The organism is Stenotrophomonas sp. AS012628, from assembly GCF_010608305.1.
Taxonomy (GTDB): Bacteria; Pseudomonadota; Gammaproteobacteria; order Xanthomonadales; family Xanthomonadaceae; genus Stenotrophomonas; species Stenotrophomonas geniculata.
Genome location: NZ_VMBJ01000027.1, coordinates 34,507 through 58,811 on the forward strand (window position 1 = coordinate 34,507; position 24,305 = coordinate 58,811).

A 24,305-nucleotide genomic window follows, 5' to 3' on the forward strand; every position below is an offset into this window, starting at 1 on the left:
AGGAAAGGGGGCCATGCTAGACCATCGGGGCGTCTCCGTATCGCCTGAGATGCCGCTCCGAGATGAACGAAGCCCGTTCAGACAGGCCCGTCGGGCCTTGCTAAACTTCGTGCTTTCCTGTCTGCCGCATCGCTCACCGCCGCCGATGGCCTTCGCTCCGACCCTGAAAACCTGGTTGCTCGTACTGCCGGCCGTGGCCGTGCTGGGCGTGGCCGGTTATCGGGCCAGCGGCCATGCCGCGACCTCTTCGCTGGCGTCGGCGGATCTGGCAGGTGGGTTGGCAGCCACTGACAGTGCGGCGCCGCTGCCGGTGATGCCGGAGGCGCTCGCGCGCCGCCTGGCACCCTTCGAGCGTGGCAATGCATTGCCGTCCGGGCTGCCCCTGGATCTCCGCGCCGATATCGAAGACGCCACCGACCTGTATGCCTATGCACAGCGGTTGCGTGTGCAGGCGGACGAAGGCAACCACGAGGCGCGTTGGATGCTCAGCCGTGTCTATGACTATTGCGCGCAGTACGCGATCGATCCGGGTGGCTACCGCCTGGACAACAACGTGCTGGCTGGGCTGGGCCTGACCGCCGCGCCGGCGATGGTGCAGGCGCGCGAACGCGTCGCGCAGCGTTGTGGTGGTTTCGTGCCGGGCGACAAGCTGGGCACGGCCCTGGTGCTGTCCGAACGTCGCAAGGCGGCCGCGCAAGGCAATCTGGCTGCAGAGGCTGCGTTGTTCGCCGAGGGAGAGCCGCTGCAGGACAGCCCCGAGTACCGCCGTGACCTGGTTGAACGGGTGCGCACCTCGCGCGACCCGGAGGCCTTCATGGCGATCGCACCGGGCATGGGCGTGCGCGCCTCGGGTGACCGTGCGCTCAACGGCCTGGTGGCGGGCGAGCAGCTCAGTGAACTCGCTTGGCGGCTTGCGGCCTGCGAACTCGGTCTACCGTGTGGGGCAGACAGTGTGCTGGTCAACAGTTTTTGTGCGAACGGAGGGATCTGTTCGCAGGATGGTACGCAGGATTTCCGGGATTTCGTGTATGACGCTGCGGTATCGCGGCAGGGCGCTGGGAAGATGAAGGAATGGATCAAGCGATTGGTTGGAAAGAGGAACGAGCAATGAACTACCGCCGATTCCTGCACGGGGCCAAGTTCTGGTTCTGGGTGGCCCTGTTCGTGGCCTACTCGGCTGGCGCGGTTGGCCTGTTGATGATCGATACCTATGAAGATCGCTACCGGCATCTGTCGAAGGTGGAACTGACCACGGTGAAGGCGCAGGAAGACGTGCGCCGTGCCGGTGCCAGCCAGGTGGCCGCGGTCTATCGCGCGCAGAGCGGCATGCCGTTCGCGTCGCTGCCGGCGGGCAGCACCTTCCAGGTGGTGTGGCCGGATGGTTCGACCGAGACCATGGTGATCGTCGACCCGACCTCGCCCAATGGCGTGCGTCCGCTGGCGAACTCGCAGATTCCGGCCGAAGCGGCCGACAAGCGCTGATGCCACACCGGTAGCGCCGGGCCATGCCCGGCGGGTGGACGGTCGCAATGGAAAGCCGCCGGGCATGGCCCGGCGCTACCGCAAGAACGCGAAAAGGCCGGAATATCCCCGCCCTTTTCATGTCCAGCACCGGGCACCGATCAGGTCAGCGCGATCGGCTTGTTCTTGCGTTCGGCCAAACGCTTTTCCAGGTAGTGGATGTTCTGGCCACCGGCCTGGAAGCCCTTGTCGCGCATGATCCGCTGCTGCAGGGCGACGTTGGTCTTGATGCCATCGACCACCATTTCGCTCAGTGCCACGCGCATGCGGGCAATGGCGGTTTCGCGGTCCGGGCCGTGCACGATCAGCTTGCCGATCATCGAGTCGTAGTTCGACGGCACGCGGTAGCCACTGTAGATGTGGGTGTCCACGCGCACGCCGGGGCCTCCCGGCGGATGGAAGCCGGTGATGGTGCCCGGGCTCGGCACGAACGTTTCTGCATCTTCGGCGTTGATGCGGCATTCGATGGCATGGCCGGTCAGCACCACGTCACTCTGCTTGATCGACAGCTTCTGGCCGGCGGCGATCTTCAGCTGCTCGGCCACCAGGTCGATGCCGGTGACCATTTCGGTGACCGGATGTTCCACCTGGATGCGGGTGTTCATTTCGATGAAGTAGAAGCGGCCGTCCTCGTACAGGAACTCGAAGGTGCCGGCGCCGCGATAACCAATGCGGATGCAGGCTTCCACGCACACCTTGCCGATCTGCTCGCGCTGCTCGGCGGTGATGCCCGGCGCCGGCGCTTCTTCCACCACCTTCTGGTGGCGGCGCTGCATCGAGCAGTCGCGCTCACCCAGGTGGATGGCGTTGCCCTGGCCGTCGGCCAGCACCTGGATCTCCACGTGGCGCGGATTCTCCAGGAACTTCTCCATGTAGACCTCGCCATTGCCGAACGCGGCCTTGGCCTCGCTCTTGGTGGTTTCGATCGAGGTCTTCAGCGAGGCTTCGGCGTGCACCACGCGCATGCCGCGGCCACCGCCGCCACCGGCTGCCTTGATGATGACCGGGTAGCCGATCTCACGGGCGATCTTGGTGTTGGCGACGATGTCCTCGCCCAGCGGACCGCCCGAGCCGGGCACGCACGGCACGCCGGCGGACTTCATCGCGCGGATGGCTTCGACCTTGTCACCCATCATGCGGATGGTGTCGGCCTTGGGGCCGATGAAGATGAAGCCGGACTCTTCCACCCGCTCGGCGAAGTCGGCGTTCTCCGACAGGAAGCCGTAGCCCGGGTGGATGGCCTGGGCGTCGGTGACTTCCGCTGCGGCGATCAGTGCCGGGATGTTGAGGTAGCTCTGCGGCGACGGCGCCGGGCCGATGCAGACCGACTCGTCGGCCATGGCCACGTGCTTGAGGTTGCGGTCGACCGTGGAGTGCACGGCCACCGTGCGGATGCCGAGGGTGTGGCACGCGCGCAGGATGCGCAGCGCGATTTCCCCTCGGTTGGCGATGACGACTTTGTCGAGCATGGCGTGCCCCTCAGCCGATCACGAACAGCGGCTGGTCGAATTCCACCGGCTGGCCGTTCTCGCCGAGGATGGCGACGATGGTGCCGGACTTGTCGGCTTCGATCGGGTTGAACATCTTCATCGCTTCGATGATGGCCAGGGTCTCGCCTTCCTTGACCTGCTGGCCCACGGTGACGAAGGCCGGCTTGTCCGGAGCGGACGAGGCGTAGAAGGTGCCGACCATCGGCGAGCGCAGCACGTGGCCTTCCGGCAGTGCCGGGCCCGGCTTGGCGGTGCCGCCGGTGGAAGCTTCGGTCGGCGACTGCATCGGCATCGCCTGCGGCGCCGGAGCAGCCGGAGCGGCATACACCGGGGCGGCGACCGGGGCGGCATAGCCGGCCACCGGGGCGCGCGACAGGCGCACCGACTCTTCGCCTTCCTTGATTTCGATTTCAGCCAGGTTCGACTCTTCCAGCAGGTCGATCAGCTTCTTGATTTTGCGGAGATCCATGGTGGCCTCTTTGCTCTTGATGTCAGTGTGGTGGGAAGCGCATCGCGCTCGGGTCAAAGCAGTTCGTAGAACTCGCGCAGCTGCCGTGTGCGGTCGCGCGCGAGGGTGATCAGGCAGCGCATCTGTGCGCCGTTGCGCGCCGTGCCATCGGAATTGAGGGCATAGACGGCGTTGCAGTCGTGGTCGCGCAGCTGCATCCAGGCACGCTGGGCCAGGACCAGCTGCTGCTCGGCATCGCCGCAATAGCTGCAGCCGCCACCGTTGGCGGGTGTGCGCAGCTGGCGCCGGGCTTGTGCATACACCGCATTGAGTTCGACATCAGCGGCTGCGGCCACGTCCGAGGCGCACAGGTCGCTCTCCATCGTGGTGGTCGGACGTGCGCAGTCGATGCCTTCGTCCTTGCGGTCGAACGCCGTGGCCGCACCGCAGAGACCGGCCCACGCCAGAACGCCGGCAAGCACGCGCGGCAGCACGTTCACGCGCGGGCCGCCTGCACGCGCAGCAGCGCCGCGTCCATCGCGTAGCGGTAGCTGTCGGCGCCGAAGCCGCAGACCACGCCCACGGCCTTGTCACTGAAGTAGCTGTGCTGGCGGAACGGTTCGCGGGTATGCGGATTGGACAGGTGGATCTCGATGAACGGCACCGCCACCGCCGCCAGCGCATCGCGCAGGGCCACCGAGGTATGGGTGAAGGCGGCGGGGTTGATCAGGATGAAAGCGGTTCCGTCGTCGCGCGCGGCCTGCACGCGGTCCACCAGTACGTGCTCGGCATTGGACTGCAGGCTCTCCATCGCGTGCCCGGCGGCCGAGGCCTGGGCCGCCAGCGCCTGGTCGATGTCGGCCAGCGTGGTGTGGCCGTAGACCTCCGGCTCGCGGGTGCCGAGCAGGTTGAGGTTGGGGCCGTGCAGGACCAGCAGCTTCGCCATGGGATCCGGAAGACGGGAAAGGGCGGCAGTCTGGCGGAACCGGCGGATGCTGTCCAGTTCGGCGAAGTTTGCTGCGTTTCAATCGTTTGTTTGAAACCGGCCGAAGCGCTTGCGGCCCTACGCGGGGCGGCGGATCAAGGCGCGCTGAACGCCGTGCGGGCGGGGGATGCGTGCACGTAGGGCGACGATGGCGGCAAGAGCCTTGCCGGGGGAGCCGCGCCACGCGTGGAAGAAGGAAGCTCGGTGCGCAGCAAGCTACGCACCCACCGGAGGGGGGCTCAAGGTGCGCAGCAAGCTACGCACCCACCGAAGGGCGTCCCAAGATGCGCAGCAAGCTACGCACCCACCGGAAAGGCGGGTCAGGTCTCCAGCGGCACCGTCGGCACCACGTTCGGGAACACCTCCTCCAGCGGCTCCCGTTCCCCCGGCTTCGGTGCCGGCCAGTTGTAGGCGTTCACCGGCTGCGCGCGGTTCACCCACAAGGCGTAATACAGGTGGTCGGCACGGCCATCACCGGTATTGGGGTGGATCAGGATGGTCAGGCCCAGGCTGTTGAGCTGCAGCCAGGGCACCAGCACCGGCAGCAGGTCGTTGGTGAAGCCGAAATAGAACGACGGGGTGACGTGTGGTCCGCGTGGTTCCAGGTTCCAGTTGCCCAGCTCCACCGGGAAGCGCTCGGCCGCCCAGCGCCGCAGCAGCGCAGCCTTCTCGAAGCTGTCCTCGTCGAAGTAGATATGCGCGTGATAGCTCTTGATGTCGGTGTAGGCGCGTGGGGTCGCGGGCAGGGTGGCTTCGCCGGGACGCACGCTGGCCGGGCGCAGGGTCGGTTCGCTGGCTGTGGCCTGGCCCCAGGGGCTGCGCCCTTCCGGCGCTGGCGGCACGATGGCACGGAAGCCGGGGCGGCCAGGCTCGGTGGTATTCACCGCGTCGTTGCCGCGCGGTGCTGCGGTGCCGGTCGACGCACTGGCCAGGCCACCGGCGGCCAGACCCGCCGAAGCGATCAGGCGGCGCCGTGCCGGCGAGAGCAGGTCGGCCCAGTGGGCGTCATCATCGCCGACGTCGATGAGGGGCTGCGGGTCAGGCGGCATGAAGGGCTCCGTGGCGGCACTGGTGTGGACAACCACCTACGCTCGGGCAGGGCTGCCGGTGGCGTCCAATAAGCAGGGGGCATCACTTCATGCATGGCCGGCTTCGATGCCATTGAGCGCGACCGCACGGCGGGCTAGGGTGCAGGTCTGCCGCCCCGGAGCCCTGCCATGACCTCGCCCGATGCCGACACACAGCTTAAGCGCGCGTCTTTCCGCCAACTGCACGCGCAGGGGTGCTTCGTGCTGCCCAACCCGTGGGACGTGGGCAGTGCGCGCTACCTGCAGCGGCAAGGCTTCCTGGCGTTGGCCACCACCAGTGCCGGCTGCGCCTGGAGCGAAGGGCGGCCGGATGGCGCGGTTTCGTTGCCGGCCACGCTGGCGCATCTGCGCCTGATGGCGGCGGCGACCCCGTTGCCGTTGAATGCCGACTTCGGTGATGGCTTCGGCGCGACGCCGCAGGCGGTGGAGGAGGCGGTGGCTGCAGCGATCGACACCGGCATCGCGGCGTTGTCGATCGAGGATGCCAGCGGCGTCGCCGATGCACCGCTGCGTTCGATCGACCAGGCGGTCGAGCGCCTGCGCGCTGCCCGTGCAGCCATCGACCGCGCAGGCGGTGACGTGCTGCTGGTCGGGCGTGCGGAGAATTTCTTCGTCGGCGTGCCGGATCTGCAGGACACCCTGCAGCGCCTGCGGGCCTATGCCGAGGCCGGTGCCGATGTGCTGTATGCGCCTGGCATCAGCACGCGCGAGCAGATCAGCGCGGTGGTTGCCACTGCAGGGTCAAAACCGGTGAACCTGCTGGTTGGTGGACCGACACCGCTGAACCTGCAGGACATCGCAGCACTTGGTGTTCGCCGGGTCAGCCTGGGCGGTGCGCTTGCGCGTGCGGCATGGGGTGGGCTGATACAGGCCACACAGCCGATCGTGCAGGAGGGGCGTTTCGATGGGCTGCAGCAGGCGGCTTCCGGGGCCGCGTTGAACGCGTTGTTCCGCTAACGGACAGCCGGTAGATCCATGCCATGCGTAGATGGATGCGCCGGAGCGTACCGACGCCCAGCAATCGCGCTACAGCGTTTCCACTCCACCCTTGGGCAGCGTCACGCCAGGCTCCAGCGCTGGCAGCAGTTGCCAGAGCAGCTCAGGGTTGTCGAGCAACCCGGCGCCATCCAGATAGCTCCATTGCGCGGCGCCGACGCGGCGCACGGCGACCATGAACGAGGTGCTGCGGATCGGGGATTCACGTACGCGCAGCAACGAGTAGCGCGGGACGAAGCAGACCTCCTCGTCGCCGGCGGCATAGGTACGGGTCGGTACCCCAGCTTCGTCGCTGATGATGGTGACGCCGGCCTCGTGCAGCGCCTTGACCGTGTCGCGGGTTGATCGGGCGTATACCTCATCACCGCCGGCCAGGCGTTTCAGGCTGGGATGCGTGCGGGCGATGATCAGCTCGGCATCGCCGCGGGCGAACGCGGCCAGCATCCCCTGCACGTCCTGGCGCAGGGCAGCCGATTCGGATGGGGTGAGCTCGCCGGCTACGGCCGTCGGCGCCATCGTGGCCAGCAGCAGGAACAGCAGGGGAGCAAGCAGGCGTCGGTGCATCGTCGGGGACCTCCACGGGATGCGGCGCACTATACGGTGAACGCAAAAACAGCGTCCCATCGGTGGCGCTGGTGATCCAGGAATCATTACTTACCATTAGTAGGTAATGATTCCTGGAGATTCACCCATGCACAGTCTCATCGTCACCACCCACCCGGAAACCGGATCGCTCACCCATGCCATCGCCCAGCGCATAGGCGACGCCATCCGGGCCATCGGCGCCGGCAACACCGTAACCCACGCCGACCTGGTCGCCGAAGGCTTCGATCCGCGCTTCAACCGCGATGACCAGGCTCTGTTCCGCGGGACCGGCCCGGTTCCGCCCGATGTGGCGGCCGAGCATGCGCGGCTGGACGCCATCGATACGCTGGTGCTGGTCTACCCGCTGTACTGGTGGTCGTTCCCTGCCTTGCTGAAGGGATGGATCGATCGCGTGTTCACCCAGGGCTGGGCGTACCAGGACGGTGCCGATGGCAAGGTGCAGAAGAAGCTGCAGCGCCTGCGCGTGCATCTGGTCGGCGTTGGCGGTGCGGGCGCGGAAATGATCGAACGGCGCGGCTATGGCACGGCGATGAAGACCCAGATCGACATGGGCATCTTCGACTACTGTGGCGCGCGCGTGCTGTCGTCCGAACTGCTGCTCGACGCCGACAGCGGCGCCGCGCAGGCGCATCTGCAGACCGCCATGGAAATCGGCCGTAAAATCGGTACTCCGATGAGTTGATCACCGTGTTCCGCCGATGCCTGCCAACGCCGCTCCCACGCGCCGCCGATTGACCCGCGAGCAACGCGCCCGCCAGTTGCTGGACGTGGCCTGGGCGCTGGTTGGCGAAGAAGGCACCGACGCGTTGACGCTGGGACGGCTGGCCGAGGCGGCGGGCGTGACCAAGCCGGTGGCCTACGATCACTTCGTGACCCGCAACGGCCTGCTGGCCGCGCTCTACGATGACTATGACGGGCGGCAGACGGTGGTCTTCCACGAGCGTATCGGCCGCGCCCGGGCGCAGCTGGCCGACCGTGCGGCAGCCATCGCCTCCGGCTACATCGACTGCATCCTCAGCCAGGGCAGTGAAGTGCAGGGCATCCTCGCCGCATTGGTGGGTGCGCCGGAACTGCACGAGGTGCGGCGGCGTTACCAGCAGGACTTCATCGACAACTGCGACGCCTGGCTGGGCCCGTTCGCCAGCGACGGCTCGGTGCCGCTGGCGGGACGCTGGGCGATCCTGGGTGCGGCTGAAACCCTGTCCGAGGGTGTGGCCGCGGGCGCGCTGGACAAGACCGACGCCGAAGCCGAGCTGCAGCGGCTGATCGTGGCGACGGTCAAGCGTCGCTGAGCCGCTTCGAAGGTCAGGCCCCGGCGGTACTGCCGGCCAGCGTGGCGAATCCTGCCGCCAGCTGATCGCGCACCCATGCGTCGCGCGCGTCGCGGCTCTCAGAACCCAATACCACGGTGATCAGGCGTATAGGCTCGTCCCGCCCGTGTACCACCCGGCATGCGGTGGCGGCCAGGCAGAAGCCTGCGGCCTGGGTGTAGCCGGTCTTCAAGCCATCCACGCCGTCATCGCCAAGCAGGGCGTTCTGGTTGTTGCGGCTGAAGCTGCCGTGCGCGAACGCGCGCTGCGCGGTGACCGCCAGGATCTGCGGATGATCGTTCAACAGGCACGCGGCCAGCACCGCCATGTCGCGCGCGCTGGACGCATGGTGCGGCGTGGTGATGCCGGAGACGCTGGCGAACCAGGTGCTGCGCAGGCCGAGCTGGCGCGCGTGCCGGTTCATGCGCTCCAGGAACGCAGGCTGCGATCCGTCCAGGTGGCGCGCGACCGCCAGCGCCGCGTCATTGCCGGAGACGATCATCAAGCCTTCCAGCAGGCGCGCGAGGGTGACCGTTTCGCCGGGCACCAGGCCCATGCGCGTTTCATCGTCGGCGACCGCATGCACGTCGTCGGCGGCGATGGTGACTTCGTCCTCCCACGAGCGCCCGCGCTCCTCGACACACTCGTAAGCCGCGTAGGCGGTCATCAGCTTGGTCAGCGAGGCCGGTTGCCTGGCGATGTCCGCGTTGTGCTGGTGAATCACTGCGAAGGTTGCCGCATCGAGGGTGATGGACGACAGCGGTGCACGCGCAGGAGCAGGAGGCGGCATGGAAACGACGATGACAGTGGGGGCCCTGGAGGATAGTGTGCGGCGGCTGCACGAAGCTGAAATATTGCAACGATATAACGTAGCATCAATGCGGGCCGCCGATGGCCCGACGGGACATCCGATGACTGCACGCATTCCACGCCACTGGCTTCATTCTTCGTTGCTGCTCGCGCTGGCCGCACTTGGCGGCTGCCAGCCCAACCTGCGCACCGAGGCTGTTTCCTCCGCCGAAGCCGGTCCGCTCAATGTGATCGTGATGATCAACGACGGTGCCGGCTGGGGTACCTGGGACGCGGCGGCCTACTGGCAGTATGGCCGCCGCGAAGACGCACCCTATGCGGATTTCCCGCTGCGCCTGGCGGTAACCACCTTCCCGTTGAATGCCAGCAGCCAGCCGACCCGCGACAACGCACAGACGCTTGGCTACGACCCGGGCAAGGCCTGGGATGACACGCCGGTTCCTGCGCAGGACCTGCCGTTTGCCGGCTACCAGTACCTGGCCGCGGTGGCTACCGACAGTGCGGCGGCGGGCACCGCGTTGTCCTCGGGCATCAAGACCTACAACAACGCCATCAACTACAACAACGATGGCCAGCCGGTCGAGTTCAATACGCTGCGCGCCAAGCGCCTGGGCATGGCGACCGGTGTAGTGACTTCGGTACCGTTCGCGCACGCCACACCGGCCGCATTCGCAGCGCAGAACGAATCGCGTAGCAGCTATCACGCCATTGCGCACCAGATGCTGGCGCAGGGCCACATGGACCTGGTGATGGGCACCGGAGGCCCGGGCTACAGCGTCGACGGCCGCGCCTGCAACGAAGGCACGGACGCCGCAAACGCAGAGGGCTGCGCGAATCCATGGGAGTGGGTGTCGCAGCAGGATTGGCAGCAGCTGGAAGCGGGCAGCACCATCGCCGGCAATCCGGCGGGACCGTGGCGCCTGATCCGCAGCAAGGAAGCGTTCGCCGCGCTGGCGCAGGGACGGTTGCCGGCCGACAGGCCGCTGATCGGTGTACCGCGCGTGGCCAACACCCTGCAGCAGGCGCGCCGCCTGCAGGTGCTGGGCAAGGATGCAGCCACGCCTTCGGGAGTGAGGAAGATCGACAGCGTCCCCGATCTGGCGACCATGACCCGCGGCGCGCTGCAGTTCCTGCAGCAGCGCTCGTCCAAGGGGCTGTACCTGATGGTGGAAGGTGGCGCCACCGACTGGGCCGCACACACCAGTGCCTGCGGCACCGAATGGCATTACGGCCAGTGCAGCGATCAGCCGCAGTATGGCCGGTTGATCGAAGAGACCATGGAGTTCAATAACGCGGTGACGGCGGTGGTCGACTGGATCGAGCGTAACGGTGGCTGGGAGCGCAACCTGCTGATCGTTACCACCGACCACGACAACAGCATGCCGATGGGCCCGGATGCACAAAACGTTGCCTTCTCTCCGGTACGCAACAACGGCCGCGGCCGCATGCCCGGGATCAGTTTCCGTCCCACCGGCAACCATTCCAATGCACTGGTGCCATTGTGGGCCAAGGGCGCGGGGTCGGAACTGCTGGGCAAGCGCGTGCGCGGCGTTGATGCCGGCTACCGTCAGCACGTGCGCTGGAACGACGGCAGTTACATCGACAACACCGACGTGGCTGCGGCGGTGCAGGAGGCGCTGCAGCGTCCACGGTAACGCCCGGTTGCACCCGGGCTGTTGTCGAGGCAGCCTGCGCACATGCAGTCGGATATCCGCATCGACGGTCGTGTCTTCACCTACGTCTTCCCCTGTGCGTGGGAAGACTACGCGAAGATCGGTTTCTCACGTGATCCGCTCGGACGCATCAGCGCATTGCACCGGCGTTGGTTCGAGTTCTTCGACCTCGACGCCGGTGCACTGGTGGAAGCGGAAAGCGAGCGCGATGCGCGAGATCTGGAGCTGCAGCTGCGTTCGCCGTTCAAGGCGCACCGCGCGCCGGCGCCGATGACGGTCCAGGACAAGGCTGGAGGTCGCACCGAATGGGTACGTGGTGCCAACCAGGCCTTGTCGCGTGCAATTATCGCGTTGGGCGAACAAGGCTATCGCTGCTATCCACTGAAGGCGTGGCTGCGGGCCGCCCTGTGCCTGCGCATGGACCAGCTGCACGACTGGGCTGCGGCGCAACTTCCGGAGGAGGAAGGCCTGCGGCTGCCCAGTGGCCCCGGCGAGCGCGCGCTGCGTGACACCCTCGACGGTTGTCGGGCATTGGATATCGATCCGATCCCGTGGCTGCCTGAACACGTCCAACGCTGGTACGCAGGGTGAGGAGCGTTCAACGGGTTCTCGGCGGCTGAACAGGCGCAGCCGGTTGCTGCGCGCACTGCGGGGCAGGTGTGGTAGGGCTGGCCAGCTGGCGTGCCAGCTCGGTGCTGGCCACGTGGCCCTGCAGGAACAACAAGCCGCCGAAGATGTTCATGAGCGTGCCTCCACTTGAGTGGATTGCACGATACGGGCAGCATGGACGGGGAAAAAGCGACATTTCCGCAAGCGTGCCTTGAGAGGAATTCAAGCCTGATGTCCCGCCCACCGCTCCATGCCCTGCAGGGTTTCGTGGCCGCCGCCCGGCTCGGCAACCTGTCGCGCGCGGCGGCGTCGATGAACCTGACCGTCAGCGCGCTCAGCCATCAGATGCGGCAGCTGGAAGAACGGCTCGGGCAGCCGCTGCTGATCCGCCAGCCGCGTGGTGTCACCCTCACCCTGGAGGGCCAGCGCCTGCTCGACCAGGTGGGTCCGCATCTGGATGCGATCAACGAAGCCTTCCAGCCCTATGCCGCACGTGCCGAGCACGTGCTGACGATCAGCGCAGTACCGTCGATGGCGTCGGCCTGGCTGGTGCCGCGCCTGGGTCACTTCGTGGCAGAGCACCCACAGATCGAGATCAACCTGCAGTCGAGTGAACGCCTGATTGATTTCGAGCGGCAGCGCCAGTTCGACGCCGCGCTGCGGCTGGGCAGCGGGCAATGGTCAGGTCTGGTGGTGGAGCCGCTGTTCGACGAATGGCTGCTGCCAATGGCGAGCCCGGCGCTGATCGAACGCATGGGAGGCGTCGACCGTGTGCCGTTGACCCAGTGGCCGCTGCTGGGTGATCCGGACGGGGCATGGGGCGCCTGGTTCGCGTTGAGCGGGCAGAGCCCGCCGTCGCGCTTCGTGGCGGTGCTGGATGATTCGGAGGCGCACCATCGCGCCGCTCTGGATGGCGTGGGCGTGGCCCTCGGGCGGGTGACGCGGGCGCGGCTGCTGCTGGATTCGGGCCAGTTGGTCGCGCTGTCCAGCCAGCGCCTGAAGACCGACTGGCCACATTGGCTGGTGTACCCGCAGCGCTCGGCCAGCCATCGTGGCTTCCTCGCGTTCCGCGACTGGCTGCATGCGCAGGCCGCCGAGCACGTGCGGCACATGGCAGACGCGCATCTGTAGCGTGGCGCGGTGCTCGATCTTGCATCTGTAGAGTCGAACCATGCTCGACTGGTCTTTCGAAGAAGCAGTCGAGCATGGCCCGACTCTACAGTCACCGCACCAGCGTGACTGCCTGCCCGGCACGGGCGAACGCTTCGCCCAGCAAGGGACCGGTCTTGATCGCTTCCACCTCGTCGAACAGCGTCTGCAGTGCCTCGGCCGGGCGCGACGCTGGCGCCGCCACGGCCTGCTGGATCGCGGTGAAACGGTCGGCCAGCACGCGATGGCCGGGATGCGCCTGTGCCCAGGCCACCAGCGGCTGGCGCACGCCGGCGGCGGCATCCAGACGCTGCTGATCGAACAGGGTGATGGCCGCCGCCGAGGTCTCCGCCCGCTCGATCGTGGCGTTGCGCAGTTCACGGCTCAGGAACAGGTCATAGGCCGCGCCACGCCCCACCGCGATGCGCAGCCCTTCGCGGTCGAGGTCGGCCACCTGCTGCGCAGGGCTGTCCTCGCGAACCAGATAGGTGCCTTCGATCTCCACGTACGGGGCACTGAAGGCGATGCGGTCGGTGCGTGCCGGATCGATGGCCAGGAAAGCCAGGTCCCAGCCGTCTTCGCCCGCTGCGGCAACCACCGAGGCTGCGGCATCGTGGCAGGTGAAGCGTGCCTGCACCCCCATCCGTTGCGCCAATGCGGTAGCCAGTTCCAGCGAGGGGCCGCGCGGTGAGCGCGCATCGCCCTGTGCCAGCACCGGGTTGCCCAGGTTGATCGCCACGCGCAGGAAACCGTGCGGTGCCAGCGTACTTCGATGGTCGGCCAAGGACATGCAGGACTCCACGGGGCAGGGGAGACCCAGCATGCCAACAACGGTGTCCGCGTAGCGTGGACTCAGCCGTGCGCGGCGAAAGTGCCGTGGAAGCCCAGTGGCACCGCATACGGCAGCCAGGCCTGTGCCAGCGGGCCGTCATCCACATGGCGCGCATCCAGCACCGCCAGGCCACTGCGCTTGTTGACCGGGTCAAGCAGGGTGCCGATCAGCCAGCCATCGTCAGCTTCGCGGCTGCCCGGGCGCGGTACGAACACATGCTCTTCGGCCATGATGTCCGGCCCGTAGTTCCACCGCTGGCGGCGCCCGCGATCGATGTCGAACGCAGCCACGGCGTTGAAGTACGGTGCGGTGGCCGGGCCGTCGATGGTCGGCGCATACAGCCGTGCGCCACGTGTGTTCGTCGAGCGCGGGTCGAACAACGGGAACTCCACCGCGCTGATGCCCAACGTCTCCCAGCGGGCCTGTCCACGACGCAGGTCCAGATGCAGCTCGACCAGGCTGGCGCCACTGTTGGCCGCATGTGCACCGTCACCGGCCATCGCTTCCTTCATCGGCGAGCGCGCCTCGTTGATGTCGTCATGGCGTACTGCGCGCAGCACGATGCCGCCATCGCGGGTGAACGCGTCGCCGAAGTGATAGATCGCCGCGAACGGGGCCTCGAACCATTGCGCCTTGTCCGGCGCATCCTTGGCGACCACCGCGATACGCACAGGACGCTGCGGTGCGAACTGCATGCGCTCGAAGAAGCTGCCACCTGCGCCGGTGAAATCGAACGGCATCATCACGAACACCAGGTGCTGGTCGGTCATCGCGAAGGCATGCAGGTAGCCATGCTCGGGTGTTTCGATCACATTGGCGCTGCGCAGCTGGCCGTCCGCACCGATGTGCCAGACCAGCAGGCCATGGCCCCCCATCAGGCTGATCGAGCCGAAGTTCCAGAGGCTGCCGTCGCGATCGGTCAGCGGGTGCGCCGAGAACGGCAGCGCGGCCAGGTCCGGGCGCCAGGTGACCGGGCCGAGCGTCTGCAGCGAATCGGGGGCCACTTCGAACGCAGAACCGGATTCGCACAGCGCGAACAGGCGGCCATTGATCATCGTCACCGAGGTGTTGGCCACGTTGGCATCATCGTTGTTGCGTACCGCCAGCGCACCGGGAACGCTGGTGCCGGCAGCCGGATACTGGAAGCGGCCGGCCTTCTGTTCACGGGTGAATTTCGGCGTGGCGACCATGCGCCCGTGATGGGTCAGGCTGCCATCACCATTGAAACGCCAGCCATGCACCATGCCGTCGCCGTCGAACCAGTGGTCGTAGCGGAAGCCATCGCGCTCGGTCCACGCCGGGCCGTTGCGGTACAGCGTACCGGCCAGGCCTGACGGCAGCTTTCCCTGCAGCGGCACGGTGGCCGGGCCGAGGCTTTCGCTGCCGACGCTGCGCCAGCCGAGCAGCCAGGGGTGTTCCTGCATACCCTGCGCGAACCGCGCCGGGTCGCCGGCGAAGGCGGGAGCGCTGCGCAGCGCGGTGGCGCCCAGGGCCAGGCAGGCACTGCTGCTGAGCAAGGTACGAAGGAAGCGGCGACGGTCCATGGTGGCCTCGGGTCTGGATGCGGAATCAGCGCAGGGTGATGTCGATGGCGGCGCCAGCGGCTGGCACGTTGACGCGTGCTTCGTCGAAGGTCGGCTTGCGCATCACCTGCGGGTTGTTGCTGAAGCCGTAGCCTTCCACCGGCATGCCGACCAGGTTGGTGTCGAGCTTGCCGTTGTCGTTCTCGTCGTGGGTGAGCAGCACGGCATAGCTGCCGGCCGGTATACCCTTGAACGTGAAGTGAGCGCTGTCGCCGCTGGGCGCCGCCTGCTGGGCCTGCACGGGCTTGGTCTTGCCGTCCCAGGCGGCAGCGCTGTCGACCAGCGCAACGCGCAGGGTGCCGCTCTGCGCGTGGACGTCGTGCACGGTCACGGCCAGGTCGGCGGCGTGGGCACTGGCGGCCAGGGCCAGTGCAGTCAGGGCGGTGCTGAGCAGGGCGGTGCGGATCATGGCAGTGGCTCCGGAAGTGTGTGTGGCGGTGTGGCGCCAGTCTGGGGGGCGCGGTGCACGGGGTTCAGGGCCAGTGGTCATCGATTCGACGTGCCAGAAGTCACTTTCTGCGCTGGACCCATTGCCGCCGGCGTGTGCGGCGGTCAGCATCTGGCCATGCCCAGCCTGTTCCGCCATCTCTTGCGTCCTCTCAGCCTTGCCGGCCTGGTTACCGTGCTGGCGGTGGGCCTGTCGTTCGCTGTACAGCGCAACGGTGCCGGGCTGAGCCTGCTGCTGCTTGCCGTGTTCCTGTTGCTGTTCGTGGTGCACGGCTGGGCGTCGATGCCATCCCGCGTGCGCGCCGTCGCTGCGGTGTTGCAGGCGCTGCTGGCGGTTGCGCTGGTTGCGCTGCAGCCGCGTACCGGAACTGCTCCGGTGCTGCTGGTGGTGCTGGTCGCACAGCTGGCCGAGCACTGGCCGCCGCGCTTCGTGCTGGGCGTTGCGCTGCTGGCCAACCTGGCGGTGTATGCCGCGCTGCGCCACAGCGGCTTCAGCCAGCCGCTGCTGGTCGTGCTGCTCTATGGCGGCTTCCAGGCCTTCGCCGCACTGACCGCCCACTATGCCCGCAGCACGGCGCTGGCCCGCGATGACCTGGCCCGGGTCAACGCCGACCTGCTGGCTACCCGCGCGCTGCTGGCCGACAGCGCACGCGATGCCGAGCGCCTGCGCCTGGCGCGTGAGCTGCACGATGTGGCTGGGCACAAGCTCACCGCGATGCGGCTCAACCTGCGCGCCCTGGCCGCTGACCCAGCACTGGCCGGCCGCGAGGGACTGGTGCTGGTGGAACGGTTGTCCGGCGAGTTGCTGGCCGACATCCGCCAGGTGGTGCAATCGATGCGCGATGATCGCGGCCTCGATCTGGCCACCGCACTGCATGCGCTGGCCGCACCCTTCCCACGACCAAAGCTGCAGCTGCAGATCGGCGACGGGGTGCGCGTGGCTGACCCGTTGATGGCCGAGACCGTGCTGCGGCTGGTGCAGGAAGCCCTGACCAACGCCGCCCGCCACGGCAATGCAGACACCGTCTGGCTGACGATCAGTGAAGAGGATTCCCGGTTGCGTATCGATATCCGCGATGACGGCCAGCGCGCCGAACGCATCCGCGAGGGCAATGGCATCGCCGGCATGCGCGAGCGCCTGGCGGCTGTACAGGGGCGTTTGGAGCTGGCGCGAACCGCACAGGGCGGCATGCACCTGACCGCATGGTTGCCGGCATGAGTGGCGCCGCGATCCGCGTTGCCCTGGCCGATGACCAGGCGCTGGTGCGTGCGGGTCTGCGCGCGCTGCTGCAGGGCCTGGGGGTAGACGTGGTGCTGGAGGCCGAAGAGGGCCAGGCGCTGCTGGACGCGTTGGCTGCCCAGCGCGTGGATGTGGTGCTCAGTGACATCCGCATGCCCGGGATGGACGGCATCGAGGCACTGCGCCAGCTGCGCGCGCGCGGTGATGCCACGCCGTGCCTGCTGCTGACCACCTTCGATGAAAGTGATCTGCTGCTGCGTGCCAGCGAGGCCGGCGCACAGGGCTTCCTGCTCAAGGACGCCGTGCCCGCAGACCTGCGTGAAGCGATCGAGCGCGTCGCCGCGGGTGAAACCCTGCTGTTGCCGGTCAGCACCGAGCCGGTGCGCGCCCGTTACCGCTTCCACGACGAAGCACCGCCCACCGATACCTTCGGGGAACGCGAAGTGGCGATCCTGCGCCTGCTGGCTGGTGGATACAGCAACAAGGAAATCGCGCGCAGCCTGTTCCTGGCCGAAGGCACGGTGAAGAACTACGTGTCGGCCATACTCGACAAGCTGGGCACCCGCGATCGCACCCGTGCAGTGCTGAAGGCGATTACCCTGCGCATCATCTGAGTGGACCGAGCAAGGCGTGCCAGTGAACCCGATCCTGCATGTGGAAATCCCGGCCAGTGACCTGGACCGGGCCATCACGTTCTACCAGCGGTGGCTGCAGGTCGCGGTGGACGAACCTATCGTGCTGCACGACTGCCGGATGGCTTACCTGCCGTTCTCCGATGACGCCGCCGGTGCCAGCATTGCGCTGGTGCACGGCGCGGACTACCGGCCCTCCGAGCAGGGCGCCCGCATCTACATCGGCGTCGATGACCTGGATGCGAGCCTCGACCGTGCACTGCAATCGGGAGCTGAGCTGCGCTTCGGCCCGGCCGACGCGGGTGACTGGCGTGTGGCCGAGATCCGCGACAGCGAAGGCAACCGCATTGCGCTGCAGGCACGCGCAGCTCTGTAGAGCCCGCCCACGCTCGGCTGCTGTTGGCCCAGCCGCTCCAGCTCAGCCGAGCATGGGCTCGGCCCTACAAGGTCGCGGCGCGCGAGCGCTGCAGCCAGTCATTGATGGCCGGGTCCAGTCGCGGGTCGTCCGGCAGCTGCATGCCGAAGCGCTGCTGCAGCACGTCACGCACATCACCCACATCATGCAGCGGGCGCTTGTCCGGCGCCTGCCCGGGGCGGTACTCGGTGTAGTTGCCGCTGCCGATGGTGCGGCGCCAGTCCGGTCCGGTCAGCGACACGCGTAGCTGGCCCGGGAAGCTGGAATCGGGGTGGGTGCATACGTACCAGTTGCCCACCACGTTGTCGATCGGTGCAGGCGCCTGCAGATCGAAGCGGTACATCGCCCGCCAGCCGTCGCTGGATTCGGCTGACAGCACGAAGTCGCCCTCGTCAGGCAGACGCTGCAGCAGATAGCGCTCATGCGGCGTGGCCTGCGGCTGCGCATCGTGCAGGCGCAGCGGTACGGTCGGGGTCAGGCTGCCGAATCCGGCATCCACCAGCCAGTCGTCCCCATCCACATGCACGCGCAGCAGCAGATGGGTACGCGCGGTCAGTTCGCCGTCATGCGCTGCCAGCAGCACGCGCGCACTCAGCGGCTGCGCATCAAAGCCCAATGCCTGCAGCAGCGCCAGCAACCCGCCATTGAGTTCGAAGCAATAGCCGCCGCGGCGGTCGTCAAGCAGCTTGCGTTGCACGCTTTCCAGGTCGATCGGCACCGCGTCGCGCAGCAGGCAGCTGAGGGTCTCGAAGGGCAGCAGTGCGTTGTGGCGCTGCTGCAGCAGGGTCAGGCCGGCCAGGGTCCGCGGTGGCGGCGCATCCAGCTGCAGGCGTTGCAGGTAGCGGGGGACATCGAGCGTCGTCATGGAGGCACCGGGCGGGGGAGGGACGTCCACTGTGCTCCCCCAACCGGGGTTGAGGTCAAGCGCGGCGCCCGTGTCATGCCCCCGTCGCTTGCACCCGGTACAAAGGCCGCGTCCACCCGCGACGGGGGGACCCGGACGAAGAAAGCGCTAAAGTTGCCCTGAATCCGGTCGATACAGGTGCGTCCTTCCGCCTGGAGTCTGTCATGTCGGCCGTTGTCCCCCACCTCCGGTCCCTGCGCACGCGCCTTGCCGCGTTGCACTCGGCGTCCCCCGGCCTGCTGCGCTGGCTGCAGCCGCATCGGCTCAGCGTGGCCAACAAGCTCAAGGCGACCCTGTGGGTCTGTGGCCTGGGCCTGGTCGCGATCGCCGCTGTCTACGCCTGGACTGGCCATGCCAACGCACTGGCTGCGCGCAGCCAGGCCAGTTACCAGCGCGGCAGCGATCTGGCCGCCAGCCTGTCCACGCGGGTGGCCGAAGCGCGTCGCCTGCAGACCCAGTATGCACGCAGTTTCGATGATGCCGACCGCGCGCAGCTGTTGGCCACGCAGAAGGCATTGCAGGCCGATCTGCAGGCGCTGCGCGCGACGCCGATGGATGCTGGCCGGCGCAAGGCCCTGCAGGCGCTGACCGAAGCCGCCGACGCGTTCTCGCAGGGTGTGGCCGCCCTGTTCGAACGTGTCGACGAGATGGGTCGTGGTGATGCCGGCCTCGCCGCGCAGCTGCAGCAGGCCGCCGATACCCTGCAGGTACAGGTGGATGCGCTGCAGCGGCCGTCGTTGGCGTTGTCACTGCAGAAGATGCGAAGGCAGGAGGCACTGCTGCTGCTCGACGGTGACTCCACTCACGCCGACCGCGCCAGCGAGGAAAAGCTGCCGTTCGACCTCGCGCTGGCGGGCCTTCCCGCAGATGCGCAGGACACCCTGCGCACCGGGATGGAGGCGTATCAGGCCGCATTGCTGGGGTATACCGCTGCCCGCGTCGGCCTGGATGTGGAAGCGCAGTCGCTGCTGGATACCGCCGCGGGCGTAGCACCGGCGCTGGCCGCCTTCCAGCAGGCGCAGGTGGCGGCGCTGGCCACGGCGCAGGCGCGCCAGCAGGCCGGCGCACGCACGATGAGCGTGCTGTTCGCACTGACCCTGCTGCTGGTGGCCGGCGTGCTGATCACCAGCCTGATGCTGGTGCTGCGTGCGGTGCGCCAGCCGATCCAGGACACCCTGCGTTTCGCCAGCGATATCGCTGACGACCGCCTCGACACCACCCTGCGCGTCTACAACGCCAATGATGAGATCGGCCAGCTGGCCCAGCGCCTGGTCGACATGCAGCAGCGCCTGCGTGCGCGCATCGAGACCGAGCGTGCCGTGGCGCGCGGCAATACCCGGGTGCGCCAGGCCTTGGACAGCGCGCAGACCGGGCTGATGGTGATTGATGCGGAAGGGCAGGTCGCCTACGCCAATCCGGCGCTGCTGGAGCAGCTTGACCTCCAGGTTGAAGATCTGGTGGCGAGCGATGCGGTGCGCCTGCATCCGGCACTGGCCAGCCTGGCCGGTGTGCGCCAGCGCGAGGAGCGCGAGATCGGCCATGCAGGGGTGCGCTACCAGCTGATTGCCAACGCCATCATCGACGAAGGTCACTTCCTTGGTGTGGCGGTGGAGTGGCGCAGCCGTGCGCTGGAAACCCTGTTGGAAACCGAAGTGGCCGCACTGGTCGACGCCGCCGCGCACGGCGACCTGCACGGGCGCATCGCGCTGGAGGGAAAGCAGGGCTTTGTGCGTACGTTGTCGACCAGCATCAATCGCCTGTTGACCACCTTCGAGACCAACCTCGGCGATCTGCAGGCGCTTCTGGCCGCGCTGGCCCGCGGCGACCTCAGCGTGCGCATGGAAGGTGAGCTGCAGGGCGTGTTCGCACGCATGCGCGACGATGCCAACGCCACCGTCGCGCAACTGGGCCGCATCGTCACCCGCATCCAGCACGCCACGTCCAGCCTGGATGCCGGCGTTGGCGAGATCGTTGCCGGTCACCATGACCTGTCGCAGCGTACCGAACAGCAGGCGGCCAACCTGGAAGAGACGGCGGCGTCGATGCACGAGCTGACCGACACCGTTGGCCGCAATGCTGATGCCGCGGGCCGTGCCGACGTGCTGGTCAAGGGCGCGGCGGCAGTGGCCCAGCGCGGTGGCGAGGCCGTTGGCCAGGTGGTCGCGACCATGCAGGGCATCAGCGAGGCCTCGCGACGGATCGGCGACATCACCCAGCTGATCGATGGCATCGCTTTCCAGACCAACATCCTCGCGTTGAATGCTGCGGTGGAAGCCGCGCGCGCGGGTGAGCAGGGCCGCAGCTTCGCCGTGGTGGCCGCAGAAGTGCGCCTGCTGGCACAACGCAGCGCGGAGGCGGCCAAACAGATCAAGGGCCTGATCGAGGATTCGGTGGCGCGTGTGGGCCAGGGCAACCAGCAGGCCGAACAGGCCGGCACCACGATGGGCGAGATTGTCGGCAGCGTGCAGCAACTGGCGGATCTGCTGGCCGGTATCCGCAGCGCGTCGCAGGACCAGCATGCCGGCATCGCCCAGGTGAACCAGACCATCGTGCAGATGGAAGCCAGTACCCAGCGCAACGCCAGCCTGGTGGAAGAGGCGGGTGCTTCGACAGCGCAGATGCAGGCGCAGGTGCATGCGCTGGCGGAAGCGGTGGGCGCGTTCCGTCTGCAGTCGATGCCACAGGCGCGCGTTGCGGCGGCCTAGCCTGCGGTTCCTTGTCGGCTGGCCGGGAATCAGCCGAGCGTCGGCTCGGCTCTACATCGGCTGCAGGCACACTGTAGAGCCGAGCCCATGCTCGGCTCAGGCCAATGCGCGCTGGCAGGAATCAATACACGTCGCGACGGTAGCGGCCGTTCTCCAGCAGTGTTTCCACCGCCTCATCACCGAGTGCTTCACGCAGCACCTGGTCCACGCCTTCGGCCATGCCCTGCAGCGAACCGCACACGTGGATGACTGCACCACGCTGCATCCAGTTGCGCAGGGCATCGGCCGCCGCACGCAGGCGATCCTGTACATAGCCACCGTCGCCATCGCGCGAGAACGCCAGGTCCACCCGCGCAAGATGACCATTGGCCTGCCAGGCCTCGATCTCGTCGGCGAACAGGAAGTCATGCGCGCGCTGGCGTTCGCCGAACAGCAGCCAGTGCCCGTCCTCGCCTGCATGCGCGGCTTCGCGCAACAGGCTGCGCAGGCCCGCGATGCCGGTGCCGTTGCCGATCAGCACCATCGGTGCACCGGCGACGCGGTGGAACCCGGGATTGCGGTGCACGCGGGCGACGAGACTGGCACCGATCGGTGCATGCAGCGACAGCCAGCCCGAGCCGAGCCCGGCGCGGCCCGTGTCGTCGTGCACCAGTCGTACCACCAGTTCCACCGCGCCATCCTCGGTGCACGAGGCGATTGAATATTCGCGTCCGGGCAGCATCGGCAGGCCGGCCAGCCATAGGCACGGATCCTGCACCGCCAGCGCGGCGTCGGCCTCGGGCAGCTCGCGTTCACTGGCCAGCGCCAGCAGGGTGCGTGGGTGGCCGTCCACCAGCAGCGGCTGTAGCGGATCCAGCCCCTGTGCCTTCAACACCGCGCGGGCATGCCGCGCGTTGTGCCGGGGCGCGATATGCAGGATGTCGCCCGCCTGCCACTGCACCTCGGCCGGTGGCGCAAGACAGATGCGCCAGATGGCGCCGCCCACGCTGCCCGGGTTGAGCCGGTCGCGGCCGAGCAGCCGCCACTCATGCATCTGCGTGGCCGCCGGCAGCACGCTGTCATCGGTGGCGATGCCGGTCAGCGCGCCCAGCTGCAGCTGCCATTGGCGCAGCGCCGCGACCGAGGCGGCATCGACTTCGATGCGGTCGAACAACGGGCGCGCGCCGTTGCCGAGCAGCCAGCCATCAACCTGGCGGCCGAAGCCGCAGTAATGCGGGTACTGTCGATCACCCAGCGCCAGCAGTCCAAACTGCAGGCCTGACAGGTCGAGTGTCTGTGCCATCAGCCGTCGTGCAGCACCTCGCGCCGCATCCGGTGGTTCGCCATCGCCGAAGGTGCTCAGTACCAACAGCGCCTGCGCGGTGCGTGCCAGCTGCACGGCATCGACGCGGGCCAGCGGCAGCACCTGCACCGCATGACCGGATGCCTGCAGCTGCGCGGCTGCGCGCCATGCGAGTTGTTCGCCCAGTCCGCTCTGGCTGGCATGCACCACCAGCCACGGCGTGCCACCGCCATCGGCAGGCGTTGCTGGCAGCGACTGGCGCAGGCCACGCGCAGCGCGCTGGCTGCGTCGGCGGTCCAGATAGAGCATCCAGCCGGTGATGAAGAACAGGCTCATGCCCAAACTGCTGAGCATCACCACGACACGCCCGGGCACGCCGAAGTAGCTGCCCGAGTGGAGCGCGAACACGCTGGTGGCCAGCTGCGCGCCGACGCCCTGGCGTGCATAGGGGCGGACATCGAGCGTGGCACCCGTGCCTGGGTCGAGCTGCAGCAGATCATGCGCGCGGTCATGCTGGCCGCCGCGCTGCGACGGATCACCGGCCATCACGCGTACATTCAGTGCCTGCCCGGGCTTCTCCGGCAGGCGCAGGTCGATGTAGCCGGTGCGCACGCCGGGCAGTGCGTACAGCGTGGCTTCGACGCGTTCCAGGTTCAGGGCGGCGCCGGTGGCGATCTTGTGCTTGGCGGCCGGTGCGACGCCCAGCAGGGTGTTGGCGGCGCTGCGATACCAGTCGAAGGACCACCACAGGCCGGTCAGCGCACTCATCAGGTAGATCAGCAGCACCCACGTGCCGACCACCGAGTGCAGGCTCCACAGGAAGCCACGGCCGCTGCGCTTCCATTCCACCGCCAACCAGCTGCGCCAGTGCCACCAGCGCCGCGGCCAGCGCAGATAGAGGCCGGACAGGGTGAAGAACAGCAGGGCGATCGCACAGCTGCCGGTGATCCATTTGCCGCGCTCGCCGGCGGCGAGGTGGCGATGCAGGTCCTCGACGAAATCGAAGAACGCCTGCCCGCGCAGGGCGCTGAATCGCTCGCCGCTGTACGGATCGAAGTAGACCCAGTGTTCCTTGCCACCGGCGAAGCGTGCCACCGAGGGCCGCAGCCCGGTGGCATCCACGCGCAGGCGCTGCAGGGGGCGATTACTGTCGGCCTGCAGCAGCGGCACCAGCTCGCTCAGTTCAAGCGGAAGCTGACCGTCGGCATGGTGCTCGGCAATCTCGGCGAAACCGGGATTGGCCGCCCGCAGCAGTTCGTCCTCGAAGGACAGCACGGCGCCGCTGAGGCCCATCACGGCCAGTACGGCGCCGGCGGTGATGCCCAGCAGCCAGTGCAGTTGGAACAGGACGTTCTTGAACATCGAAGGAGGAGGGCCAGGAAGGCTGCCGCCCGCATCCTGCGCAACAGCAAATGAGAATTAGTCGCGGAATTCTCCGTGGCGGACGGGCTACGGTCAAGGAGGGTTTTGTTGCAGGGCTTTGCAGCCCTGCACCCGCTACAAGCCGGAGCAACGTCAACGTCAAAAGCTGGCTTTCCGTGGGCTGGCGGGGTGGGTCCGGTTGCGGGGGTGTCCGCGGC

The 24,305-nt window shown here is 67.7% G+C and carries 25 protein-coding genes; 12 read left to right on the forward strand and 13 right to left on the reverse strand.

Annotation, left to right across the window (positions count from 1 at the left end; translation table 11 throughout):
* Positions 1 to 145 precede the first annotated feature (145 nt).
* Together G5A07_RS13110 and G5A07_RS13115 are read left to right on the forward strand one after the other, a co-directional pair.
* Positions 146 to 1,111, forward strand: coding sequence for a hypothetical protein (locus G5A07_RS13110; protein ID WP_191863413.1), 966 nt, complete (start codon positions 146 to 148; stop codon positions 1,109 to 1,111).
* Positions 1,108 to 1,482: a hypothetical protein gene (locus tag G5A07_RS13115; RefSeq protein ID WP_010481078.1), complete on the forward strand. Its 375-nt coding sequence runs from the start codon at positions 1,108 to 1,110 to the stop codon at positions 1,480 to 1,482. The genes G5A07_RS13110 and G5A07_RS13115 overlap by 4 nt, the downstream gene beginning before the upstream one ends.
* A gap of 140 nt (positions 1,483 to 1,622) precedes the next feature.
* Here the strand turns inward: G5A07_RS13115 and accC are convergent, their stop codons facing one another.
* From accC to G5A07_RS13140, 5 genes are all read right to left on the reverse strand, one after another.
* Complete coding sequence (gene accC, locus G5A07_RS13120; protein WP_010481079.1) at positions 1,623 to 2,990, reverse strand: acetyl-CoA carboxylase biotin carboxylase subunit; 1,368 nt, start codon at positions 2,988 to 2,990, stop codon at positions 1,623 to 1,625.
* Between the two features lie 10 nt (positions 2,991 to 3,000).
* Positions 3,001 to 3,480, reverse strand: coding sequence for an acetyl-CoA carboxylase biotin carboxyl carrier protein (accB, locus tag G5A07_RS13125; RefSeq protein WP_010481080.1), 480 nt, complete (start codon positions 3,478 to 3,480; stop codon positions 3,001 to 3,003).
* A 53-nt stretch (positions 3,481 to 3,533) separates the two neighbouring features.
* The gene (locus G5A07_RS13130) at positions 3,534 to 3,959 is read right to left on the reverse strand and encodes a lysozyme inhibitor LprI family protein (RefSeq protein WP_049452977.1); all 426 of its coding nucleotides are present in this window, start codon (positions 3,957 to 3,959) and stop codon (positions 3,534 to 3,536) included.
* The gene (gene aroQ, locus G5A07_RS13135; protein ID WP_010481082.1) at positions 3,956 to 4,405 is read right to left on the reverse strand and encodes a type II 3-dehydroquinate dehydratase; all 450 of its coding nucleotides are present in this window, start codon (positions 4,403 to 4,405) and stop codon (positions 3,956 to 3,958) included. The genes G5A07_RS13130 and aroQ overlap by 4 nt, the downstream gene beginning before the upstream one ends.
* A 359-nt stretch (positions 4,406 to 4,764) precedes the next feature.
* A complete protein-coding gene (locus G5A07_RS13140; protein WP_191863414.1) occupies positions 4,765 to 5,493 on the reverse strand; it encodes a DOPA 4,5-dioxygenase family protein in 729 nt (242 codons plus the stop codon).
* 168 nt (positions 5,494 to 5,661) lie between these two features.
* Here G5A07_RS13140 and G5A07_RS13145 point away from each other — a divergent pair, with 168 nt between their 5' ends.
* Positions 5,662 to 6,489, forward strand: coding sequence for an isocitrate lyase/phosphoenolpyruvate mutase family protein (locus G5A07_RS13145; protein ID WP_191863415.1), 828 nt, complete (start codon positions 5,662 to 5,664; stop codon positions 6,487 to 6,489).
* 69 nt (positions 6,490 to 6,558) lie between these two features.
* On the opposite strand, the gene G5A07_RS13150 is transcribed toward G5A07_RS13145, so the two are convergent.
* On the reverse strand, positions 6,559 to 7,092 hold the full coding sequence (locus G5A07_RS13150; RefSeq protein ID WP_049480688.1) for a hypothetical protein: 534 nt from the start codon (positions 7,090 to 7,092) through the stop codon (positions 6,559 to 6,561).
* A 127-nt stretch (positions 7,093 to 7,219) separates the two neighbouring features.
* On the opposite strand from G5A07_RS13150, the gene G5A07_RS13155 reads away from it, so the two are divergent.
* Both G5A07_RS13155 and G5A07_RS13160 read left to right on the forward strand, forming a co-directional pair.
* A complete protein-coding gene (locus G5A07_RS13155; protein WP_057502407.1) occupies positions 7,220 to 7,816 on the forward strand; it encodes an NAD(P)H-dependent oxidoreductase in 597 nt (198 codons plus the stop codon).
* A 16-nt stretch (positions 7,817 to 7,832) separates the two neighbouring features.
* A complete protein-coding gene (locus tag G5A07_RS13160; RefSeq protein WP_029379726.1) occupies positions 7,833 to 8,426 on the forward strand; it encodes a TetR/AcrR family transcriptional regulator in 594 nt (197 codons plus the stop codon).
* Positions 8,427 to 8,439: 13 nt separating this feature from the next.
* Here the strand turns inward: G5A07_RS13160 and G5A07_RS13165 are convergent, their stop codons facing one another.
* Positions 8,440 to 9,234, reverse strand: a complete 795-nt coding sequence (locus G5A07_RS13165) for a D-alanyl-D-alanine carboxypeptidase family protein (protein ID WP_019338958.1) — start codon at positions 9,232 to 9,234, stop codon at positions 8,440 to 8,442.
* A 121-nt stretch (positions 9,235 to 9,355) separates the two neighbouring features.
* On the opposite strand from G5A07_RS13165, the gene G5A07_RS13170 reads away from it, so the two are divergent.
* Together G5A07_RS13170 and G5A07_RS13175 are read left to right on the forward strand one after the other, a co-directional pair.
* The gene (locus tag G5A07_RS13170; RefSeq protein ID WP_191863416.1) at positions 9,356 to 10,909 is read left to right on the forward strand and encodes an alkaline phosphatase; all 1,554 of its coding nucleotides are present in this window, start codon (positions 9,356 to 9,358) and stop codon (positions 10,907 to 10,909) included.
* A gap of 42 nt (positions 10,910 to 10,951) precedes the next feature.
* Positions 10,952 to 11,518, forward strand: a complete 567-nt coding sequence (locus G5A07_RS13175) for a GIY-YIG nuclease family protein (RefSeq protein ID WP_191863417.1) — start codon at positions 10,952 to 10,954, stop codon at positions 11,516 to 11,518.
* Between the two features lie 7 nt (positions 11,519 to 11,525).
* Here G5A07_RS13175 and G5A07_RS13180 read toward each other — a convergent pair whose 3' ends face one another.
* Entirely contained in the window at positions 11,526 to 11,669 is a 144-nt protein-coding gene (locus G5A07_RS13180) for a hypothetical protein (protein ID WP_167345302.1), read from the reverse strand.
* A 98-nt stretch (positions 11,670 to 11,767) separates the two neighbouring features.
* Here G5A07_RS13180 and G5A07_RS13185 point away from each other — a divergent pair, with 98 nt between their 5' ends.
* Positions 11,768 to 12,667: a LysR substrate-binding domain-containing protein gene (locus G5A07_RS13185; protein WP_049480695.1), complete on the forward strand. Its 900-nt coding sequence runs from the start codon at positions 11,768 to 11,770 to the stop codon at positions 12,665 to 12,667.
* A gap of 91 nt (positions 12,668 to 12,758) precedes the next feature.
* Here G5A07_RS13185 and G5A07_RS13190 read toward each other — a convergent pair whose 3' ends face one another.
* The 3 genes from G5A07_RS13190 to G5A07_RS13200 all read right to left on the reverse strand — a co-directional run bounded on the left by G5A07_RS13190 (position 12,759) and on the right by G5A07_RS13200 (position 15,509).
* Positions 12,759 to 13,475, reverse strand: a complete 717-nt coding sequence (locus tag G5A07_RS13190) for an ABC transporter substrate-binding protein (RefSeq protein WP_019338955.1) — start codon at positions 13,473 to 13,475, stop codon at positions 12,759 to 12,761.
* A 62-nt stretch (positions 13,476 to 13,537) separates the two neighbouring features.
* Positions 13,538 to 15,061 carry a carotenoid oxygenase family protein gene (locus tag G5A07_RS13195; protein ID WP_191863418.1) on the reverse strand — a complete coding sequence of 508 codons (1,524 nt, stop codon included), beginning with the start codon at positions 15,059 to 15,061 and terminating at the stop codon, positions 13,538 to 13,540.
* 25 nt (positions 15,062 to 15,086) lie between these two features.
* Positions 15,087 to 15,509 (reverse strand): DUF2141 domain-containing protein, encoded by a 423-nt coding sequence (locus G5A07_RS13200; protein ID WP_019338953.1) that lies wholly within the window; start codon positions 15,507 to 15,509, stop codon positions 15,087 to 15,089.
* A gap of 156 nt (positions 15,510 to 15,665) precedes the next feature.
* Between G5A07_RS13200 and G5A07_RS13205 the strand changes: the two genes are divergently transcribed.
* Genes G5A07_RS13205 through G5A07_RS13215 form a run of 3 tightly spaced genes read left to right on the forward strand, consistent with a single transcriptional unit; the run spans position 15,666 to position 17,795 of the window.
* Complete coding sequence (locus tag G5A07_RS13205) at positions 15,666 to 16,766, forward strand: histidine kinase (protein WP_010481109.1); 1,101 nt, start codon at positions 15,666 to 15,668, stop codon at positions 16,764 to 16,766.
* Entirely contained in the window at positions 16,763 to 17,401 is a 639-nt protein-coding gene (locus G5A07_RS13210) for a response regulator transcription factor (protein ID WP_029550907.1), read from the forward strand. Before G5A07_RS13205 ends, G5A07_RS13210 begins: the two co-directional genes overlap by 4 nt.
* A 22-nt stretch (positions 17,402 to 17,423) precedes the next feature.
* Positions 17,424 to 17,795: a VOC family protein gene (locus tag G5A07_RS13215; protein WP_019338950.1), complete on the forward strand. Its 372-nt coding sequence runs from the start codon at positions 17,424 to 17,426 to the stop codon at positions 17,793 to 17,795.
* 64 nt (positions 17,796 to 17,859) lie between these two features.
* On the opposite strand, the gene G5A07_RS13220 is transcribed toward G5A07_RS13215, so the two are convergent.
* Entirely contained in the window at positions 17,860 to 18,699 is an 840-nt protein-coding gene (locus G5A07_RS13220; protein ID WP_191863419.1) for an arylamine N-acetyltransferase, read from the reverse strand.
* A gap of 203 nt (positions 18,700 to 18,902) precedes the next feature.
* On the opposite strand from G5A07_RS13220, the gene G5A07_RS13225 reads away from it, so the two are divergent.
* On the forward strand, positions 18,903 to 21,443 hold the full coding sequence (locus G5A07_RS13225) for a methyl-accepting chemotaxis protein (RefSeq protein ID WP_191863420.1): 2,541 nt from the start codon (positions 18,903 to 18,905) through the stop codon (positions 21,441 to 21,443).
* Between the two features lie 121 nt (positions 21,444 to 21,564).
* Here G5A07_RS13225 and G5A07_RS13230 read toward each other — a convergent pair whose 3' ends face one another.
* Positions 21,565 to 24,087: a sulfite reductase flavoprotein subunit alpha gene (locus tag G5A07_RS13230; RefSeq protein ID WP_191863421.1), complete on the reverse strand. Its 2,523-nt coding sequence runs from the start codon at positions 24,085 to 24,087 to the stop codon at positions 21,565 to 21,567.
* Between the last annotated feature and the right edge of the window lie 218 nt (positions 24,088 to 24,305).

Coding starts and splice junctions, on each gene's coding strand:
- G5A07_RS13145 (WP_191863415.1), top strand. CDS start 5,662: ATGACCTCGCCCGATGCCGACACACAGCTTAAGCGCGCGTCTTTCCGC.
- G5A07_RS13205 (WP_010481109.1), top strand. CDS start 15,666: ATGCCCAGCCTGTTCCGCCATCTCTTGCGTCCTCTCAGCCTTGCCGGC.
- G5A07_RS13200 (WP_019338953.1), bottom strand. CDS start 15,509: ATGATCCGCACCGCCCTGCTCAGCACCGCCCTGACTGCACTGGCCCTG.
- G5A07_RS13190 (WP_019338955.1), bottom strand. CDS start 13,475: ATGTCCTTGGCCGACCATCGAAGTACGCTGGCACCGCACGGTTTCCTG.
- G5A07_RS13160 (WP_029379726.1), top strand. CDS start 7,833: ATGCCTGCCAACGCCGCTCCCACGCGCCGCCGATTGACCCGCGAGCAA.
- G5A07_RS13175 (WP_191863417.1), top strand. CDS start 10,952: ATGCAGTCGGATATCCGCATCGACGGTCGTGTCTTCACCTACGTCTTC.
- G5A07_RS13165 (WP_019338958.1), bottom strand. CDS start 9,234: ATGCCGCCTCCTGCTCCTGCGCGTGCACCGCTGTCGTCCATCACCCTC.
- G5A07_RS13220 (WP_191863419.1), bottom strand. CDS start 18,699: ATGACGACGCTCGATGTCCCCCGCTACCTGCAACGCCTGCAGCTGGAT.
- aroQ (WP_010481082.1), bottom strand. CDS start 4,405: ATGGCGAAGCTGCTGGTCCTGCACGGCCCCAACCTCAACCTGCTCGGC.
- G5A07_RS13195 (WP_191863418.1), bottom strand. CDS start 15,061: ATGGACCGTCGCCGCTTCCTTCGTACCTTGCTCAGCAGCAGTGCCTGC.
- G5A07_RS13155 (WP_057502407.1), top strand. CDS start 7,220: ATGCACAGTCTCATCGTCACCACCCACCCGGAAACCGGATCGCTCACC.
- G5A07_RS13170 (WP_191863416.1), top strand. CDS start 9,356: ATGACTGCACGCATTCCACGCCACTGGCTTCATTCTTCGTTGCTGCTC.
- G5A07_RS13140 (WP_191863414.1), bottom strand. CDS start 5,493: ATGCCGCCTGACCCGCAGCCCCTCATCGACGTCGGCGATGATGACGCC.
- G5A07_RS13230 (WP_191863421.1), bottom strand. CDS start 24,087: ATGTTCAAGAACGTCCTGTTCCAACTGCACTGGCTGCTGGGCATCACC.
- G5A07_RS13110 (WP_191863413.1), top strand. CDS start 146: ATGGCCTTCGCTCCGACCCTGAAAACCTGGTTGCTCGTACTGCCGGCC.
- G5A07_RS13185 (WP_049480695.1), top strand. CDS start 11,768: ATGTCCCGCCCACCGCTCCATGCCCTGCAGGGTTTCGTGGCCGCCGCC.
- G5A07_RS13225 (WP_191863420.1), top strand. CDS start 18,903: ATGTCGGCCGTTGTCCCCCACCTCCGGTCCCTGCGCACGCGCCTTGCC.
- G5A07_RS13115 (WP_010481078.1), top strand. CDS start 1,108: ATGAACTACCGCCGATTCCTGCACGGGGCCAAGTTCTGGTTCTGGGTG.
- G5A07_RS13210 (WP_029550907.1), top strand. CDS start 16,763: ATGAGTGGCGCCGCGATCCGCGTTGCCCTGGCCGATGACCAGGCGCTG.
- G5A07_RS13180 (WP_167345302.1), bottom strand. CDS start 11,669: ATGAACATCTTCGGCGGCTTGTTGTTCCTGCAGGGCCACGTGGCCAGC.
- G5A07_RS13150 (WP_049480688.1), bottom strand. CDS start 7,092: ATGCACCGACGCCTGCTTGCTCCCCTGCTGTTCCTGCTGCTGGCCACG.
- accC (WP_010481079.1), bottom strand. CDS start 2,990: ATGCTCGACAAAGTCGTCATCGCCAACCGAGGGGAAATCGCGCTGCGC.
- accB (WP_010481080.1), bottom strand. CDS start 3,480: ATGGATCTCCGCAAAATCAAGAAGCTGATCGACCTGCTGGAAGAGTCG.